At 34.7% G+C, this 19,357-nt stretch carries 18 protein-coding genes; 14 read left to right on the plus strand and 4 right to left on the minus strand.

Annotated features, from left to right (window positions below; genetic code table 11):
* Positions 1-6 precede the first annotated feature (6 nt).
* The 5 genes from rpsI (at position 7) to H3R29_RS05365 (ending at position 3,073) form a co-directional block, all read left to right on the plus strand.
* Complete coding sequence (rpsI, locus tag H3R29_RS05345; RefSeq protein ID WP_034980394.1) at positions 7-402, plus strand: 30S ribosomal protein S9; 396 nt, start codon at positions 7-9, stop codon at positions 400-402.
* A gap of 184 nt (positions 403-586) precedes the next feature.
* Entirely contained in the window at positions 587-1,456 is an 870-nt protein-coding gene (locus H3R29_RS05350) for an ABC transporter ATP-binding protein (protein WP_370567615.1), read from the plus strand.
* The gene (locus tag H3R29_RS05355) at positions 1,437-2,087 is read left to right on the plus strand and encodes an ABC-2 transporter permease (protein WP_198202709.1); all 651 of its coding nucleotides are present in this window, start codon (positions 1,437-1,439) and stop codon (positions 2,085-2,087) included. The genes H3R29_RS05350 and H3R29_RS05355 overlap by 20 nt, the downstream gene beginning before the upstream one ends.
* Positions 2,088-2,105: 18 nt before the next feature.
* Complete coding sequence (locus H3R29_RS05360; RefSeq protein WP_181413657.1) at positions 2,106-2,270, plus strand: hypothetical protein; 165 nt, start codon at positions 2,106-2,108, stop codon at positions 2,268-2,270.
* A 446-nt stretch (positions 2,271-2,716) separates the two neighbouring features.
* The gene (locus tag H3R29_RS05365) at positions 2,717-3,073 is read left to right on the plus strand and encodes a DUF6176 family protein (RefSeq protein WP_198202708.1); all 357 of its coding nucleotides are present in this window, start codon (positions 2,717-2,719) and stop codon (positions 3,071-3,073) included.
* A 100-nt stretch (positions 3,074-3,173) separates the two neighbouring features.
* On the opposite strand, the gene H3R29_RS05370 is transcribed toward H3R29_RS05365, so the two are convergent.
* The 4 genes from H3R29_RS05370 to H3R29_RS05385 all read right to left on the minus strand — a co-directional run bounded on the left by H3R29_RS05370 (position 3,174) and on the right by H3R29_RS05385 (position 7,752).
* Positions 3,174-4,568 carry an IS3 family transposase gene (locus H3R29_RS05370; RefSeq protein WP_305067112.1) on the minus strand — a complete coding sequence of 465 codons (1,395 nt, stop codon included), beginning with the start codon at positions 4,566-4,568 and terminating at the stop codon, positions 3,174-3,176.
* 74 nt (positions 4,569-4,642) lie between these two features.
* A complete protein-coding gene (locus H3R29_RS05375; protein WP_198202707.1) occupies positions 4,643-5,908 on the minus strand; it encodes an ABC transporter permease in 1,266 nt (421 codons plus the stop codon).
* Complete coding sequence (locus tag H3R29_RS05380) at positions 5,905-6,588, minus strand: ABC transporter ATP-binding protein (protein ID WP_198202706.1); 684 nt, start codon at positions 6,586-6,588, stop codon at positions 5,905-5,907. Before H3R29_RS05380 ends, H3R29_RS05375 begins: the two co-directional genes overlap by 4 nt.
* 90 nt (positions 6,589-6,678) lie before the next feature.
* Positions 6,679-7,752 (minus strand): S66 peptidase family protein, encoded by a 1,074-nt coding sequence (locus tag H3R29_RS05385; protein ID WP_232352228.1) that lies wholly within the window; start codon positions 7,750-7,752, stop codon positions 6,679-6,681.
* 228 nt (positions 7,753-7,980) lie between these two features.
* Here H3R29_RS05385 and H3R29_RS05390 point away from each other — a divergent pair, with 228 nt between their 5' ends.
* The 9 genes from H3R29_RS05390 to H3R29_RS05430 all read left to right on the plus strand — a co-directional run bounded on the left by H3R29_RS05390 (position 7,981) and on the right by H3R29_RS05430 (position 19,287).
* Positions 7,981-8,295 carry a PadR family transcriptional regulator gene (locus H3R29_RS05390; RefSeq protein ID WP_198202705.1) on the plus strand — a complete coding sequence of 105 codons (315 nt, stop codon included), beginning with the start codon at positions 7,981-7,983 and terminating at the stop codon, positions 8,293-8,295.
* Positions 8,288-8,911, plus strand: a complete 624-nt coding sequence (locus H3R29_RS05395) for a DUF1700 domain-containing protein (RefSeq protein WP_198202704.1) — start codon at positions 8,288-8,290, stop codon at positions 8,909-8,911. The genes H3R29_RS05390 and H3R29_RS05395 overlap by 8 nt, the downstream gene beginning before the upstream one ends.
* 25 nt (positions 8,912-8,936) lie before the next feature.
* Positions 8,937-9,803: a DUF4097 family beta strand repeat-containing protein gene (locus H3R29_RS05400; RefSeq protein ID WP_198202703.1), complete on the plus strand. Its 867-nt coding sequence runs from the start codon at positions 8,937-8,939 to the stop codon at positions 9,801-9,803.
* A gap of 262 nt (positions 9,804-10,065) precedes the next feature.
* A complete protein-coding gene (locus H3R29_RS05405; RefSeq protein ID WP_110446411.1) occupies positions 10,066-10,515 on the plus strand; it encodes a PTS sugar transporter subunit IIA in 450 nt (149 codons plus the stop codon).
* A gap of 3 nt (positions 10,516-10,518) precedes the next feature.
* On the plus strand, positions 10,519-10,836 hold the full coding sequence (locus tag H3R29_RS05410; protein WP_198202702.1) for a PTS fructose transporter subunit IIB: 318 nt from the start codon (positions 10,519-10,521) through the stop codon (positions 10,834-10,836).
* A gap of 1 nt (position 10,837) precedes the next feature.
* On the plus strand, positions 10,838-11,935 hold the full coding sequence (locus tag H3R29_RS05415) for a PTS fructose transporter subunit IIC (RefSeq protein WP_110446410.1): 1,098 nt from the start codon (positions 10,838-10,840) through the stop codon (positions 11,933-11,935).
* A gap of 65 nt (positions 11,936-12,000) precedes the next feature.
* Positions 12,001-14,673, plus strand: coding sequence for a glycoside hydrolase family 38 C-terminal domain-containing protein (locus tag H3R29_RS05420; RefSeq protein ID WP_198202701.1), 2,673 nt, complete (start codon positions 12,001-12,003; stop codon positions 14,671-14,673).
* 8 nt (positions 14,674-14,681) lie between these two features.
* A complete protein-coding gene (locus H3R29_RS05425; protein ID WP_198202700.1) occupies positions 14,682-17,303 on the plus strand; it encodes a glycoside hydrolase family 38 C-terminal domain-containing protein in 2,622 nt (873 codons plus the stop codon).
* 52 nt (positions 17,304-17,355) lie between these two features.
* Positions 17,356-19,287: a PTS sugar transporter subunit IIA gene (locus tag H3R29_RS05430; protein ID WP_198202699.1), complete on the plus strand. Its 1,932-nt coding sequence runs from the start codon at positions 17,356-17,358 to the stop codon at positions 19,285-19,287.
* Positions 19,288-19,357: the final 70 nt, after the last annotated feature.

Consider the following 19,357-nt stretch of genomic DNA (forward strand, 5'->3'; position numbering starts at 1 on the left):
TAAATAATGGCACAACAAGTTGCATATGCAGGTACCGGTCGGCGCAAGAATTCTGTTGCACGTGTTCGTTTAGTACCAGGTAGCGGCAAGATTACCGCTAATAATAAAGATATTGATCAATACATTCCTTTTCCTAATTTAGTTAAGGATTTGAAGCAACCATTGACTTTGACTGAAACTGAAAATCAATATGATGTTAAGGTTAATGTCAATGGCGGAGGTTTCTCAGGTCAAGCTGGAGCTATTCGTTTAGGAATTGCTCGTGCTCTTCTTGAAGTAGATCCTGATTTTCGTGGTCCACTGAAGAAGGCAGGTTTCTTAACTCGTGATCCAAGAATGGTTGAACGTAAGAAACCAGGTCTTAAGAAGGCTCGTAAGGCTTCACAATTTAGTAAACGTTAATCAGTACGATTATATCAAGATTTCAAAGCACGTCATGGTTCACACCATGACGTGCTTTTTTGGTACTTTTTAACTAAATTCACACACTTTCACATCAATACTTAAAAAAAGCAATATGCTGTTTGACTTTGATAATCCTAATTTGAAGTAGTTTAATGGTTATATATATGATGTTGCAATCTTAGTGAGGTATAAAATGGGTTCCAAACCGGTAATAGATGTGCTAAATTTAAGTAAGCGGTACGCAGATTTTCAACTACAAATTAACAATTTGAAAATAAATGAAGGAAGTATTGTTGGTTTAGTTGGTGAAAATGGGTCAGGTAAGTCAACTTTTTTGAATTTACTATTAAATCAAATAAAAAGTGAAATAGGCAATGTAAAAATTTTTGGTTTAGATTATGTTAAAGATGAAAACCAGATAAAACTTAACTTAGGTGTAATTTTGGAGCAAAATTATTTTCCAAACTCATTTTCTGTTCAACAAATTGAAAAAATGCTAGAAAAAATTTATCCCCGGTGGGATAAAAAACTCTATCACAATTTAATTGATGAGTTTGATTTGCCTACCAATAAGCCTATTAGTAATTTTTCAAGAGGGATGCTTGTTAAATTAAATTTTGCTGCCACCCTTTCTCATCATCCTAGACTCTTAATTGCTGATGAAGCAACCAGTGGGCTTGATCCAATTATAAGGAAAGAAATCTTGTCTTTGCTAAAAGAATATGTAAGCGATAATCAAATGACGGTATTATTGTCTTCACATATCTTAAGCGATTTAGAACAAGTTGCTGACTATTTTGTTTTTATTAAAAATGGCAATATTTTATTAAAGGGTGGCTGGAGCGAATTGCTTAACCACTATACAATTAAAACCGAAATAATAGGCTTGCCATTGAAAAACATCAAATATAAATTATGCCAAGATAACTTGGTTCAATATCTAGTTGATGTATCACAAGAAAGTGTTGATTATAAAGATTATGCTTCATTAGAAGAAATATTGCTATTTTTAGTAAAAGGAGTGAGGATGGATGAAGGGACTTCTCTATAAGGATTTGCAACTTATTTTAAATAAGGTAAGTTTAATAGGTAGATTGCTAATTATATTTGTACTACTTTTGGTGACAATTTTTTGTAGAGAGTCTGGAACGATTTTTCTTTCAATCATTGGACCGATTGGTTTAGCATCAATACCAACTAGTCTATTAGTTGCTGACCAAGAAAATGGATGGAACAGATTTGTCGGTATTTTCCCTATTCCTAAAAAAAACATAGTTTTGGCTAGATACATTTTTTGTATTTCTTTAATTCTATTTATTAGCTTTATAACTTTAATTTTAAGCATTGGCACTGCTCTGATTTTCCAACAATTTAGTCTGCAAATCCATATATTGATAGCGATAATTGGCTTATTGATTGGTATCATGTATGTAGTTCTCTTACTTCCAGCAGTTTATGCTTTCGGTACGTTTGGCAGCACGATCGTAAATGTACTGGTCTTAATCCTTATCATGGGAGTGATTTATATTTTGCAGAAAACGACTTGGGGTCTATTGTTCATCACTTGGATTAGTAATACTAATTCTTTACTGCTAGTAATCGCAAGCTGTATCTTAATTGCAGTAATATCCATCGTTTCAATGATAATTTCAACAAAAGTATATTCCAACACATTTAAGTAGTTAGGAGCTTGAACTATTATGAGTAAAAAATTATATCATCAAATAGCTGTTGCTTTAGCAATAGTTTCAATTGTACTCGCAGTCGGGATACTAATCTGGGGAGAAAAAGGGACTGCTTTTATTGCAATTATTCCCGCTGTAATTGCAGATTTAATAGAACGGAAGGTAAAGAAAGTAAAATAATTAAGCTTTTTATTCCTAACTTTTTAGAAAGACACTGGCTGTGTAGGCAAGTGACATTCCAATTTATGTTCTATTAAAATAATTAACTGGGAGTGTCCTACAAGATTGTAACCAAAGTAAGTTATTGAGTGGTATGAGTTGCTTGTATTTATAAGCTCAGTTCATATATTTTGGGAGTAAATTAACACCACTCACATGAAGTTAGTAGAAATTTATTGAAACAGTGTTTTTCAGAAAAGTGTGGGAATACCTGATATTAAAAGCTTTTTGAAATTTAGTCAAATAAATGTTATTCAAACTAGGTCTTAAGAAAGCGCGTAAGGTTTTACAATTTAGTAAGCGCTAATTATTTATTTTAACGAATTACACCATTTATTATAAAAATTTAAGGCACCAACATAAGTTCGGTACCTTTTGTTTAGATTAGATAGGATTAAAGTAGAATTATGACAAAAACTGAATTAACCCGTTTTCGCATTAAAAAAGGAAAAGAAGCGAAGGCACAGGAATGGATGGACTTTTTAAATAAACATCATCAAGATACTGTAGCAACAATGGCGGGAGAAAGAATGTATATTGAGACTGTATTTAAAGAGGAGTGTGCGGATGGTTACACATACTTTTATTGGTATTCTATGCAAGGAGAAGGAGGAAATGCAGTCGAAGATTCGGATAGTTATATTGATCAAAAACACTTAGAATATTGGGACGAGTGTATAGATACTGCATATAGGCCAGTGGATATGAAAGTGATGGAAAAACTAGTAGCACCTAAAATCAAAAGTATTATGGATGCTGATTAAATAAAAAATCTAATAAGGTGTAGTTATTTGAATAAAAGAAAGGCAAAAAACGTCAGATATTTGATGTGAACCCTAAAATTAGGACACTTTATATTAGCTGCTAACTGAGGACTAACTGCCGATATTCAATCGGAGTTAGTCCTTTTAGTTTGATCTTGATTCTTTTCTGATTGTAATACTCAATGTAGTCTCTGATTGCGTCTTCCAGTTCAGTGAGATTCTTAAACTGCTTTTCAAAGCCATAAAACATTTCTCGCTTGAGTATCCCGAAGAAGCCTTCCATTAACCCATCATCAAGCGAATTGCCCTTGCGTGACATTGACTGGCTAATGCCATGGTTTTTGAGCCACGCTTGAAACTGACCATTTTGGTATTGCCAGCCTTGATCGGTGTGGAAGATCAAGCCATTCAGTGCCGGATGCTTGTCCCAGGCCTTTCTTAACATATCCATGGTCTGTTTAAGATTAGGGCTGCGGGAAATAGTATAGGAAACAATCTCTTGGGTGCAGCCGTCAATGATCGGTGATAAGTAGGTCTTTTGCCCCTTGAGCTTGAACTCAGTTATATCCGAATACCATTTGTGATTGGGGTAAACCGCACTGAAGCTGCGTTTAATCAAGTCAGACTTAATCGGACCCTGAGTGCCGCGATAGCTGCTGTATTTGTGCCAGCGTTTACTGACTATGCCAAACAATTTCAGCTTGTTCATTAAGCGCTGCACCTTTTTATGGTTGACTAATAAACCGCGACGTCTTAGTTCTGCAGTAATGCGGCGATAGCCATAGCGGTGCTTGTGTTCCTCATAAATGGCTTTGATTTTAGCCATTATTTCTCGATTATCCCAATCTTTGTCCTTCTTCTTTAAAGTGTAGTAGTAATTACTACGGGATAAGTGCGGCAGGTCAGGATTGGCATTAATGGTATCAAGAATAAAAGTTACGCTGACTTTAAGCTCGCGCCTTAGTTGGGTAACTGCCTGGGCTATTTCCGAGGCTTGCGGTTCTTGGTCCGCTGGTCGACTAAGACGCTCAATTTTTTTACGAATTCGTTCTCGATTTTCAGCTTCAAGTTCTGCTGGCGTAAGCGTTCGTTCTCTTGCTTGAGCCGATGATTTTCCTGTTTGATCAGCTGTTCTCTTTTGGTCATGGGGCGGTCGTCCTCTCTGCTTGTTAACGATATTATACCCATTTTTACGATATTCGCGCAGCCAATTAGACAACATGCCACGACTTTTTAAACCTAAATCTAGTGCTACGTGATAAAGGGGTTCATGGTCAACTATGATTCGCTTGAGAGCTTGCTCCTTAAAATTACTTGTATAAGCAGTGTAAGGCTGATCTAAAATAGCTAGACCGTGACGGTCAATTAAAGCTAACAAGTAACTAATATTAGTCCTGCCAACCCGATAACGCTGACTTAGCTCAGCAGGGCTGATTTGATAATCGTGCCAAAGATGATAGATTTCAATTTTATCTTGTTTAGATAATTTAGACATAAAAATGACCCCCAAATTTGTCCTAAATTTGGGGGTCATATCAATTATCTGGCGTTTTTTAATGTTGCAATTATTTATTCATATCTTAAAGCAGTGATGGGATCTAATTTTGCTGCTCGTTTGGCAGGCAGTGTTCCTGCTAAAAAGGTAATTAGACAGATGATGCCAATAATTAGTAAGCTACTAGTCCAGTTGAACTGAATTAAGGTAAAACCATCCAGTCCTTTTAAGAATGACTTAGCAGCAAAATTGTTTATGGCACTACCTAAGCCCATTGCCAGTAATAATCCCAATGAAGAGCCAAACAAACCAATTAAGATCGCTTCGCAGCTGAAGATGGAAAATACTTTACCTTTGCTAAGCCCTAATGCCTTCATAAGACCAATTTCTTTTGTACGATCTCTCACTGACATGTACAGGGTATTAATTACTCCAAAGCAGGCAGCTACTAATGCGATAGCTCCAAAAACAATTAAAACCCCAGTGACTGCGTTGAATGTTAGGAAAAGTTCATTGACTGCTTCCTTAAGAGTCATACCGGAATATCCTTTTTTAGTTAAATTATCCTCAACTTTCTTAATGCTGCTGGCACTCTTGTTAACAGGAGTAGCAATAACACTAACATACTTATCTTTTAATGCATGCGGAAGACCTTTTTGGTTGGCGGCAATTATTTTTCGCCCTAAGCCATTACTGTAAATAGCAAAACCTTTTGATACTATACTATCGTTTCTGACTCCAACAACCGTAGCAGATATTTTTGTTTTTTTCTTGGTAACGGGTGATTTTGTCACTAGAGTAACTTTTTTACCGAGTGCATCTTGAGCATTTTTGAAACCATAAGATTTAACCATTGGTTTAGTGATTAAAATCTGGGCCTTTTTTCCGCTAGTTGCAACTTGGTGACCAACTTTCAGGTCGTAATTGATTCCTTCCGTTATTTGCGCAATTATAAGATATTTAGTTTTATTAGGGCCTTGGACATAGTCAACATCACAGTCCTTTAACGCTTTAAAATCTTTTAAGCCTTTAACAGATTTGATTTTTTTAACGTCGTTTTTGTCCATCATACCATCAGCGTTTTGACTGCTCTTCTTGGTATTATATTTTTGAAGTTCATTCGTATCTTGACTGGAACTCCCAGGCAAAATTGACATTTGCTCAGTTTTACCAACATTGCCGACTTGCTTTTTCAAATAATCATTAACACCATTATTAATACCCATAGTAATGGCAATAGTTAGGGAACCAATGAAAACAGCAATAATGGTTAGGAATGTCCTTCCTTTATTGTGCCATAAGTTTGTAGCCGCCGAGTTAAGAATATCATGAAATCTCATTGCTGTGTTCCTCCTACCACTTGACCATCTTTAATCTGAATCTGACGTTCACACTTTTTGGCTAAATCCGGATCGTGGGTAACAATTATTAAAGTGATATTTTTTTCTTGATGTAATTTAAATAAAATATTTTCAATATTCTCGCTGGTAGCTGAATCCAAATTTCCTGTCGGCTCATCAGCAAAAATGATTTGGGGATCATTGACTAAAGCACGTGCAATACAGACCCGTTGCTTTTGTCCCCCTGATAGAGCACTGGCCTTATTTTTGACTTTACTTTCTAATCCAACTGCCTTGATTGCTGCTAGAGCTTTTGTACGGCGCTCTCTGCCTGTGACTCCAGCTATTTTTAGAGGGAGCATGACATTTTCCAATACGCTGTCTTGAGCGTTTAAGAAAAACTGTTGAAAAACAAAACCAAATGTTTGATTGCGCAGCTTATTTAATGCTTTATTCTTAATTTTACTTGTGGGTTCATTATTTAAAAAGACGCTGCCAGTAGTGGGGTGGTCAAGAAGTGCCAGGATGTGCATCAAGGTAGACTTACCCGAACCACTTTTGCCAATGATAGCCACCGAATCACCTTTGTTAATCTGTAAATTTATTCCACGTAAGGCATCAAACTTAGTTGCACCTTTGCCATAGGTGCGAGTTACACCACGAGTTTCAAGTAAACTCATAGATTTTCCTTCTTTCTTTGTATCACTGTAATATATATATAATACACCATGACTAAAAAAAGGCAAATATTTTTTTAAAATAATTTCAGATTAGGCAAACCAGGGTTCCATAACTTTTATCTCTGGTTTTTCAAAATCAATTTGTGTTAGCGCGCCGTATGGCAGAGCAGCACGGGGATAAGCATGTCCAATATTTACATTATATAAAATTGGTGTATTAAAGGTAGCAGTCTCTTCCAGTAAGACTTTTTTATACTCAGAAAAATATTTTTTATCCTGCGGTTTACCAACTAAAATAGCCCGCACATTGCCTAAAATACCCACTTCAGCCAATTTAGCTACTTCTTTACGATAAAATTCAGGAGCTGGTTTTTCTTCGCATGTTTCTATAAATAATATTTTATCTTGAGCTTCTTCCTCTGTAAGCATGAGATGATATTGACTGGCGATAGGCGGTTCGTCTTCATAACGATTAGGGACTAAGTCATCGTAAAGGCTATCAATACAACCACCCCATAGTCTTCCCAGAATTTTTCTGTGACCGCGTAGCACCTCATAACCAGTATCTTGGTGGTTTATCCTTTTTTTGCCAACTTGGCTGATTGAATAATCAGTTCTTTCTTCATACCAGGTTTCACTAGCAGGAATGATGGTTGCAGGTGAATTCTCAAAATAATGATTTAAAGTTTTTTTGGTGTAAGGTAAAAGTTCGTTTTCTAGCTCTGCAAAATCAGTTAAAAAGCTTGGACCATAAAAAGTTTGCATTCCTAACCTGTAAAACATTAAATGATTATTCGTGGTATCAGAAAAACCACTAAACAACTTGGGATGCTCAAAAACAGCAGTTTTAAATTCCTGATCTGCCATTAAATAAGGCAGTGTCTTGTAGGTATCATCCCCACCAATTGCGGCAATGATTCCTTTGATATCTGGTTCTAAAAATGCTGCTTTTAAATCGGCAGCGCGTTCAGCAGGATGACTTTTGATGTATTTAATACCGCTGAGAGCATGGGGCATAAAAACAGGCTGTAAACCAAGTTGCTTCATGTGCTTAATTCCTTGTTTAAGTTCATGAGAAGCAAAATTCTCTCCCAGAGTACCAGCTGATAAACTGACTATTGCTATCTTATCTCCAACCTGAAAATGTTGTGGTTTCATTAACATAGATTGAACCTCCATTATTAAAAATAGTTATTAGTTTTTAATCTTACTATAAAAACTTGGCCTAGAAAACCTTAGTGAATGTGTAAATTTAAGAAACAAACAAAGGGATAAAGGTTTACAAAATTTGAGAATGCAAAAATAATTCAGTGAAAGTTCCATTAATTGCTTGAAAGCATTTTGATTAAGCTCTACAATATTATATATAATATAATAATGAAGGAAATAATTATGACGATAGTAATTTCAAATCGTCTTCTGGATGGAGTTGTCTTAGCTTTTATTAAAGAAAACAGTGGTTATAGTCGTGGAATAACAAACTGGGCTAAAACAACTTTTGGTATTTCTAAGTCTGCCATCTATCCTGTCTTGAAAAGATTAAGGGAAAACAAATTCTTATTAGTTGGTACCAGGCTTTTTCAGGGAAGAAGCAGGAATTACTACCAAATTACTGCTTCAGGTAAAGCAGAATTAAAAACAATTAAAAAAGAGTGGTACAGTTTTAGCACTAAGATAAATCAAATTATGGGAGAAGAAAATGAATAAAGTTATTGATAATTATATTTTGCAGTTAAAGCAAAATCTTGTTAATTTGCCTAATTCTGATATGCAAGATGTTGTGGAATTTTATCAGGAGTTTTTACTGGACGGCAATTACCATAACGAATCAGAGATAATTGCTGAGTTAGGTATTCCCAAGCAATTAGCACGCAAAATTATGGCGGACTATTCAGTTTCAATACCTGAAAGAGAAGAGGCACACAAAACCAGCTCCAAGTCTAACTTAAAAACCATTTGGGTTATTTTATTGGGAGTTCTGGCTGCACCTATCGGCATACCATTAGCATTAGCAGCAGTAATAGTTATGGTAGCAGTATTGATTGCATTGGCCGCAATCTTTATTGCTTTAGCTATCATTATTACCTCTTTATTCATCGCTGGTGCTTTTATATTGATTAGATCGTTTGGACTGCTTTTTGGTGGCTACTGGGCTTCAGGCTTTTTCTATGTTGGAGGAGGTTTAGTTTTAACATGTATCAGCTTAATGCTATTCCCAGTAATTATGAAGTTTATTCGCTTCCTAACTGCAGAATGTGCTGCTTTTTTTCAACACATTGGCCGGAAAATTTTCAAGCAGCGTTACTATAAAACCAATGTTTAGATGAGTGAGGAGGATTGGATTAATTATGAAAAAGTTTTATCGTATATGTGGATTGGCCATAACTGTTGGTCTTGTTATGATGCTCGTTGGCTGGTCTAATAACGGTGTAAGACCAATAATTGCTAATCATAACCACTTTACTTTGACCGCTATTGATGATTCTACGCTCACACGTATATATACTTCAAACCACAAATTTAATAAAGTTTTTATTCAAACTGATTCCTCTGATGTTTTTCTTCATTCGGGCAAAAAATACCAAGTTAATGTTACTGGAGTTAATCCAGATGCAGTACAAGTCAAATTAGCAAATAACCGTTTGGATATCTATGAGCCCAGACCTATTGCAATCAATTGGCGTAAAATTGGTTCCAAAATTGACGTAACTGTCCCTCAAAATGTTCACTATACCGAATTTGATAGCGACAGTGACCACGGAAACATCAGGTTAAAAGACCTGAAAGCTAATGCAAATTTTGTGAGTTGTATAGATGGTTATTTAGATATTGATAATATTGACGCGAAAAATACAAGTTTAATAACTGGTGGCAACCATAGATTAACAATTAATAACTCTGATCTGGGTAATGCAGAAGTTAAAATAGATGGAGGTTGGTGCAGACTTTTAAATTGTCGTTCAACAGTGACTCTGGATGCTTCTAACGCTAATATTACAGTTAACAATTCACAACTTAGCAATAGAAATTCTTTTACTTTACAAAGTAGCAATTTAGTAATTAAAAATACGCCTAACCTAAGTTACCAGTTGACAGCAGATGGCAAAGCAATTAGGTATAAGGGTTCAAAGCCTTATGAAAACTTCATCAAAAAGAACTCCAAGAAAAATTTTCTTTTGGTTGATTCAACAGAAGGAACTATTACTATTAAGTAAAAATTATAGCAGGCTCTTTTATCATCAAACTAAGTCCTGAAAGTCAAATAACTTTCAGGGCTATTTTTATAGTTAAACTTTTAGAAAAAACTTAGATTATAAAACGGCTTGTATTAAACAAACCTAGTTAAACAGGATTATGACTACATTAAATATGATTTTTCCAATTTAAATGGAAAATACTTGTACTTACAAATTAATTATTAAAAGATAATATATTTATTGAAAAGGTTTTCAAATAAGAAAAGAAGTGAAGACATAAATGAAATTTTCTGCCGATGATGTTTTTTTAGATGTCAATGAAGCTAGCGTAGAAGACTTTTTACAATATGCAGCCAAAGCGGCATATGATGCAGGCTATACCAATGACATAGAAAAATTAGATCAAAGTTTTTTGGCAAGAGAGCAAGAATTTTCAACAGGACTTGAAGATGGCTTTGCAATTCCGCATGCTAAAACAACAGCGGTTAAAAAACCGGGTTTTCTTTATTTTAGATTAAGTCAGCCTTTAAACTGGAAGACATATGATAAAAAGCCAGTCACTGATGTTTTTGCATTGATGGTCCCACCCGAAAATGCAGGAGACAAACATTTGCAAATGCTGGCCAATTTATCAACGGCATTGTTGGAAAAAGATTTTAAAGAAAAATTACGCAGCCTTTCTTCTAAAGAAATGATTGCACAATTTATTAATGAAAAGATTGGAGAATAAAAAATGAATGTAGTAGGAGTTTCTGCTTGTCCAGCAGGCTTGGCCCATACCCCAATGGCAGCTAAGGCTTTAGAAAAAGCTGGTAAGGAATTAAATTGGAATGTCAAAATTGAGCAACAAGGAATGATGGGACCAGTTAACGCTATTTCCCAGAAAGAAGCAGATGCAGCTGATTTTGTCTTAATTGCTTCTGATCAAAAAATAACTAGTATGGACAGATTTAAGGGCAAGCCAGTTATTCGAGTAGATATTAACACTTGCATTAAGTCACCTAAAGCTGTTTTGAAGAAATGTGCTGCTGCAATTAAGAAGGAGAATTAGTATGAAAAGAATTTTGAAAGAGTGGGAAGGAGCAATCATGAGTGGGATCTCATACATGATCCCAACTGTTATCGGTGGTGCACTTGTTGTTGGTGTACCGCAATTGATTGGTATGTGCTTTGGCTATGGTAATTTATCTAAGTTTGCTAAAACCGGTGGCTTTTTCCATATTCTTTATCAAATAAACTCAGTAGGTTGGATTGGTATTGGCTTAGTTAACTTGGTAATTGGTGGCTATATTGCTTACGCTCTCGGTGACAAACCAGCTTTAGGTGCTGGTTTTATCGGTGGTCAGTTAGCTACTAATAATCAACTTGGCTTTATTGGAGCCATCGCTGCTGGACTCATTGCCGGCTATGTAGCACGTTGGTGCCGCAAGATTAAAGTTCCAGATAAATGGAATTCGGCAATTGAACTTATTGTCATGCCGCTTTTAACTGTTGGCTCAGTGGCGCTCTTTGTAGGTGTTATTTTAACGCCACCACTAGCTTGGATTAATAATGGCTTAACATCTTGGGTTAAGTATATGGTCGAACAAAAGACTAATGCTGTCTTATTAGCTGCCATTATGGGAGGCATGATCGGTGTTGACCTGGGTGGACCAGTTAATAAAGCAGCTTGGGGAGTAGGAAACTTCTTCTTTATAGAAGGCATTTATCAGCCATGTTTATATACCAACATTGCTATTTGCGCTATTCCAATGGGTTATGCGCTTATGAGTTTCATTTGGCCTAAGAAGCGCTTTTCTGCCGAATTATTAGAAATGGGACATAACAACTTAATTATGGGAACTTTTGGTATTACTGAAGGTGCGATTCCATTCATGATGAAGGCCCCACAACTGATAATTGTTAATGTACTTGGTGGAGCTCTAGGTTCGGCCACAGGTGCATTTTTAGGAGTGAAATCCCATATTCCACCTTTAGGCGGTTTACCCGGAATTTTGACTGCAGATAATATTTTTGCTTATCTTGCTGGTATTTTTGTTTGTGCTTTATTTATAGCTATAGTTGCACCATTAATTGCTGACTTTACAGATAAGGATTCATCTGGTGATGAATCAGTGAGTGACGACGACATCGAGTTAAATATTCAGTAGAAATAAAAACTATAGTTTAAGAAAATATTCCTTTTAAGCTATAGTTTTTTTATTTAGGAGACAGAATGATAAAAAAAGTTTTTGTTGTCCCGCATACTCACTGGGACAGAGAATGGTTTTTTACTTCAGAACGAGCTAAAGCATATTTAATCAAAGACTTAAAAGATGTAATTGATCATTTAGAAAAAAACGAAAAGTACGGTAGCTTTTTATTAGATGGTCAAACTTCTTTAATTGAAGATTATTTATCTTGGCGTCCGCAAGATATTGAGCGTGTAAAAAAATTAGTTAAAGAAAAGAAACTTTTCTTAGGACCATGGTATACCCAAACTGATCAGTTCATGGCATCTGGTGAAAGTATCATTAATAACCTCAGAATCGGGACAAGTGCCGCATCAGATTTAGGCGGATACATGAATGTAGCTTATGTGCCGGACTCGTTTGGTCAAGAGTCAAGTTTGCCGCAAATATACTCTAGTTTTGGCATCAAAGATGCAGTTTTATATCGTGGCTTTTCAATGGCGGACACTAAAAAATCTGAATTTATTTGGCAGGGTGAAGATGGTTCCCGAATCAATGTGTTTCGCATGGCTTGTGGCTATTTTATCGGGGGCGTAATTGATGAAAATAAGTTATCAGCATTAATGAAAACTGAACCCTTCAAAACTGTAGTCCAACAAGCAACAACAAATAACATTTTATTTCCGAATGGTTCAGATATGGCTCCATTAAGACATGACTTGCCAGATTTAATTACAAAGTTAAATGATGCTAACGAGAAAGAATACCGATTTAAGGTAGCATCGTTGCCAGAATATATTGACGCAGTGAAAAAAGATAAGCCTGACATGGCAGTGGTTAGAGGTGAGCAGGATTGTGGCAAAGATATGCGTGTTCACAAGTCGATCTATTCTTCTCGAGCAGATATCAAAAAATTAAATACGGAATTACAAAATTATCTCACTAACATTGTACAGCCTGTTTTATCCATGGGCAGTTATTTTGGTCTAGATTATCCTTTTGCAGCAATAAAAAGCTTGTGGCAAAAAATGGGTAAAAATGCGGCACACGATTCAATGGGTAATTGTGTATCTGATAGAGTTAACAATGCGATAAAAATGCGGTATCTGGAAGTGAAGGATACTGCTGAAAGCTTAGTTGATTCTACTTTACGGTTCATTTCTACACATATTAAAAGTGAAAAGCATCCGATTACTTTGACAGTATTTAATACATTGCCCTTTGTAAGAGACGAAGTAATTAATAAGACTCTGTATATTCCAAGTCGCAATTTTAAGATTGTCGATTATGAAAACAATGAGATAGCATACGAAATTAATTCAATCAAAGATAACACTAATTTGATAAAGGGTGCTACTATCCAACTAAATCCGGGAGAAAATATTTATACCCCGAAAAAAGTTTACTGTATCAACTTGAATATTGATTTTGGTGAAATTCCGCCTTATGGTTATAAGCAATTTTACCTAATACCACTTGAGGACAAGGAAATAGAGTTAAATAAATTAGCAATTGCTGATACGAAAATTGAAAATGAGTATTATCAAATTTCTGTTAACACAGATGGCAGTTTGAATATTTTAGATAAACTGAATAAAAAGCTTTATTCAAATCAAGCAATTCTAGAAGAAAACGGTGACGGGGGAGATTCATATAATTATTCACCTGCAAAAAAAGATTTAATAATCTATTCGACTAGTCAAAAACATCAGGTGCAGGTATCTCATGGTAAATTGGAAGATAAATTAATTATCTTGTTTAATTACATGGTTCCTAAAAATTTGGAAATGAGAAGTCAGGGAATAACCGACACTAAAATGCCTGTAAAAATGGTTGTTAAATTAACCAAGTCCGCTCAAATGATTAAGTTTAAAGTTCAAGTTGATAATACTAAGCCGTTGAGTCACAGACTCTGCGTTGATTTTGCTAGTCAACTTGATACTAATTTTAGTATTGCAGATATTCAATTTGGCACAATCAAACGTCCTCTTGCAAAAGAGAAAGACTTAGCAGATTGGACGCAAAATCAAGAAAAATGGCAAGAAAAACCAATTTCTATCAATACAATGCAAAGTTTTGTGTGTCTTTCAAATGCTAAAAGAAATATAGCTGTTATTCCACAAGTGGTCAGAGAATATGAGTGTACTAGTAAAAAAGATTCTGTTATAAGGCTAACTCTTTTCCGCACTTTTGGCATGCTAGGCAAAAGTGATTTATTATATCGTCCTGGTCGCGCCTCCGGGGATGAAACAGTCCCGACGCCTAACGCGCAATTAAATCATAAATTGGAATTTAAATTTGCACTGACTACAGGACAATCCAGTTATGATCAGTCAAATTTAGCTAATGAAGTTAAAGACTACGAATCTCCTTTGCAAGTCTATGAATATGCAGAATTTTTAAACGGTAGGCTAACTTTTCCACTGAATCTGTGTAGACAGTTTTTAGAACCTGAATTTAGCTTATTTAAAACTGAAAACAAGTTGACAGTAAGTACAATTGAAAGATCAAGGTCTGGTCTAGGATATTGTTTACGACTCTATAACCCCAAATTTCACCAAGTGAGTGAACAAATTACGTTTGCTAAACAGCCAAAGATAGTTCAACTAGTTGATTTAAGGGAGCGTATTTTACAAGATTTAAAAATTAAGAATAAGCAAGTAATTTTACCAAAAATTGGGCACGCTAAGTTTATGACAATTTATTTTGAGTTTTAGGAGATATTATGGTTAAAGCATATTTTGTTAATCACACTCATTGGGATCGTGAATGGTACTTTACTACGCAAGATGCACAGGTATTGAGCGATCAATTATTTACAGAAGTATTGAACGAACTTGAAGAACATCCGGAGGCTAATTTTACTCTTGATGGTCAGATGTCTATTGTAGATGAATACGTTGAGATTCATCCTGAAGCCAAAGGTAGAATTCATAAATTAGTTAATCGGGGACAACTCTTCATTGGGCCTTGGTATACTCAAACAGACGCTCTTGCCCCTAATGCTGAATCTTTAATAAGAAATCTGATTATCGGAATTTTAGATGCCAGACAAAATTATGGTGAACCGATGCTATTAGGTTATTTACCAGATACCTTTGGCTTCAACGCTAATTTACCGATGATTTTAAATCAAGTGGGAATTTATGACTTTCTATCATGGCGCGGTACGAATTTTAAAAGACAAACTAAATCCGTCTATTTTAAATGGAAAGCGTTAGGTGGAAAAGCAGTATTTGCTGCCAATTTCCCTTTAGGCTATTTTACTGGGCAAATAGATCTGGAATCAAAGCGCAATTTAAAGGACTTTGTCAAAAATCGGCTAGATAAAGGGATAGATTTTGAAGCATTACATGGCAATAATTCTGAAGTCCTTGTACCTTCCGGCATAGACCAAATGAATATAATTCATGATCTTTCAAAGACAATTGCTCAAGTAAATCAGTATTCTAAACATGATGTTTTAATTAGTTCATATCCAGAATTTATGCAAAAATTGCGGACAAAAAAATTACCTGAATTTCAAGGAGAACTAAGATATCCAACTTATTCCAGAGTTCATAGAACCATTTGCTCTGTCAGATCTAGAAATAAACGTAAAAACTTTAAACTTGAACAAGTTATAACTCGGCGTTTGGAACCTTTAATGGTAATTGCTCAATATGCAGGTATTCCAATTTCAAATGGCATAGTTGTTAAGTTATGGAAATTGTTGTTCAAAGCGCAACCACACGATACGATGGGGGGCAGTGTTACTGATAACGTGGCGTTAGACATCAATGAGCGCTACAAACAGGCTTTTGAAATAGCAGATGGTTTAGAAAATTACATTAAGAAAAGGTTGGCTCAACGGCTTTCATTATCAGATCATGACGTTTTGGTTTTTAATACTGATCCTTATAGCTTTAAGGGACGGAAAGTCGTAGAAATTATTTCCAGTTCGTCTAATGTTAAGTTTCCAACTCAAAATAAAGCAGTCATTGTGGACTGTAAAGAAGTCAAATCTAGACCTCATATTATGCAGTTAACTCCTAATGGTTATGAATTTAAAGATGAATCTGGCTATTTCAAATTAAAAGTTAGTTTATATATCGAAATGAAGGGATTAGGATATCAGGTTATTCATTTTGAGAATAGTGAGAGCGTAGTGCCTAAGCTTAGGCTACAAAAGGGCAGTTCAATCGCAAATAAGGAAGCCACAGTTAATTATCTGGATGGCAAATTTAATTTAGTTACTAAAAATAAAACTTTTACGGATGTCATCAGTGTTTATGATCAAGCAAATGATGGTGACACATATGACTTTTCGCCACTGAAAAATGATCGCGAAATGCGCCTTCCGTGGCAGGGAAAAATTAAGGTTGCTAAGGCAAAAGAGATCGAGACACTGCAATTAAGTGGTTCCTGGTCATTACCTTACGATTTAGAGGACAGAGCTAACAGTCAAAATGCGAAGCAAGTAGCGGTAAATTTCAAGCTTACTTTGACTATGGTTGCTAATTCTCCAGTGATATCAGCTAAGTTGATAGTGGATAATCAAGCTCTTGCTCACCGCTTAAGACTTAGATTAAAAACTGGTCTTGAGACAGATAATGTTCATGCACAAATCCAGGGTGGATTCAGAAGAACAACTAATGAAAAAATTGCTGATAACTGGAACGATGAATTTGTTGAAAAACCGGTGAATATTTATATTTTTGATCGTTGTGTCGGTATGAATAATTCAAAGGTAGGATTGTACTTTTTAGGAGAAGGTCAAAAAGAATATGAAAAAAAGGATGATTCACTTTTTATTACTTTAATGGCTACAACTGGTCAGTTGGGAAAACCAAACTTATTATGGCGACCAGGCAGAGCTTCAGGTGACACTACTTCCGTTGGCCATGTGATGATGCCTACTCCAATGGCACAAGAGTTGGGTGTTAATGAGTTTAATTTTGGCTTATATGTTCCAAGCGGAAGTCAATTAAGAGAAGAAAAACTGTCTCAAGTTATTTCTAAATGGTATTCTCCTTCAGTCAGTTACCAAATGCAGAAACATAATTTGTTCGTAAATAGACTAGATAATAAATTGTGGGATGTGGAGTTTGCACAAAATTTGCCTCAACTTAAGAAAACCGAAAATTGGCTGAATATTAACAGTGACATTGAAGTTGCTGCACTTTATTTGTCTTATACAATAAAAAAACATTTGGTACTGCGTCTGTCTAATATGACTAACACAGAAAAAGATGTTTCATATCTTAAAAATAAAGATTTTATTGAAGTTGATGGCTTAGAAAAAATTATTGCACAAGATTTTAAAATTGCGCCTTATGACATGATTACTTTAGTAAAAAAGATTTAGGTTAAGCGCAAGTATTTACTGAAAGAAGTGCAAATGAAAATGAGGTGATAATTTGAAACTATCCTATAAACGATTAGGACAAATTCTTGAACTTTTGTTGAATGATTCTGCCAATCGCTACGTTTCAACCTCCTTTTTAGCACAAAAGTGTCATGTAAGCACTAGAACTATCAGATCCGATATTCAAGCTTTAAATAAAGAATTAACTATTTTTAAGGTGACTATCAAAAATAAACGGGGTGCTGGTTTTTATTTAACAAATGTAGATGCAGAAACTAGAGCTAAGTTACTCAAAGTTGCTAAAAGTGATTTGCCAGTTACTAGGTCAGAGGAGCGTATTGCTGCAGTTGAGCAATATTTACTGGTAAATGATAGGGTAAAACTATCAGATATAGTGGAAAAGTTTTTCATTAGTGATAATACCTTTTTTTCATACCTTGTAACTATCAAAAAAGAGTTTAGCAAATTTAATCTTAAGGTTAATAAATCAAATGATTATTATAGAGTAAAAGGTTCTGAAGCAGATAAACGAAACTTTATTATTGCAAAGTTAATTAATAAAAAATCAGATAATTATATTATTGACTTCACGGAAAAAGAAAGAACTATTTTAGCTAATGTCGATCTAGATAAGTTAAAAAAACTTATCCATGCATTTTTAAGACATTATAGTTATCATATTTCTGACATTAACACTAAAAATATTATTTTACATTTCGCACTAACTATTTCACGAATCAAATTAAACTTTCACTTGGAAGCAAGTACACATGCAAATATCAAAAAGGATGTACTGAAAAATTTAAAAGAATTATTTGTAAAAATAGAAAGTAAATTTGCAATTAAACTAAATCAAAAAGAAAAAGATGATTTGGTATATCATTTTGCATTAAACTTTCCTGAATGTGTTATTTATACCAATAAGTCTAATGCTAAAGAAAGTATTGCAAAAGCGGTCACCTTTTTCCTGCAAAATATTAAGAGTGAATTTGCTATCAACCTATTAAACGATCAAGAATTGCGGGTGAATTTAATTCAGCATTTGACGAATTTAGTTAAGATTAAAAAAGTAAATGGTAAGCGTAAAAACCCATTATTAAATGTGATCTTGTCGACCTTTCCGTATGCCTATGAAATTACTGCCTATTCTGCTCCCATTTTGGAACACATGCTAGATCTTAAATTAGATGACGATGAGTTGTCTTTTATAACTCTTCATATTGGTGCTTCAATTGAAAGACAAGGCAATCGTTCTTCAAAAAAGAATGCTGCATTGATCTGTGGTTCTGGAGTATCAACTGCAGTTTTGGTAAGGGCAAAATTGGAAACACAGTTTGCCTCGTTTTTGAACATTACCGGTACTTATACTTATGATGAATACTTAGAAGGCAAAGCAAATAATAACGATTTTTTGATTTCAATGGTACCTATTAACAATGCTGCCGTGCCAGTAATACAAATAGATTTAGCAAATTTTCACAATGATATGTTACAATTATCAGATTATTTAAAATCTCTCAATAATCCATATCGGACAATTGATAAGTTGTTTGATGAAGATAATATTTATCTATTAAAAGAGAAATTGTCTAAAAATGAACTCTTAAATATGTTAATTAAAAAATTAGAGCAAAAAAAGATCGTCAATAAAGACTTCAAAGAAAAAGTATATGAAAGAGAAAAAATGTACTCAACAGCAGTTGGTGGTAAAATTGCAATACCGCACTCTTTAGGCTATGCTACCAATAAATCTAAGGTTTGTTTTGCACGTCTTTCACAGCCGATTATGTGGGATGAAAAAAATGAAGTGAAATACGTTTTTTTATTAGCAATTGCTCGACAGGACTATTTAAGTATTCAAAAATTATTTGATTTTATTGTCGATTTACAGACTAATTCTACATTTAGAGATATTATTGATAAAAGCTCTACTCCTAAAGATGTTAAAACAGCAATCAGTAAATTGATTCAAAATAGTTATTGAGATGATCTGATTTTAAATAATTAACTAGAAAATAATGGCTTTTTGTCAACAGGCATTACAACATTTTTAA

The sequence above is a fragment of the Lactobacillus sp. M0393 genome (genome assembly GCF_016102025.1).
Lineage (GTDB): Bacteria > Bacillota > Bacilli > Lactobacillales > Lactobacillaceae > Lactobacillus > Lactobacillus melliventris.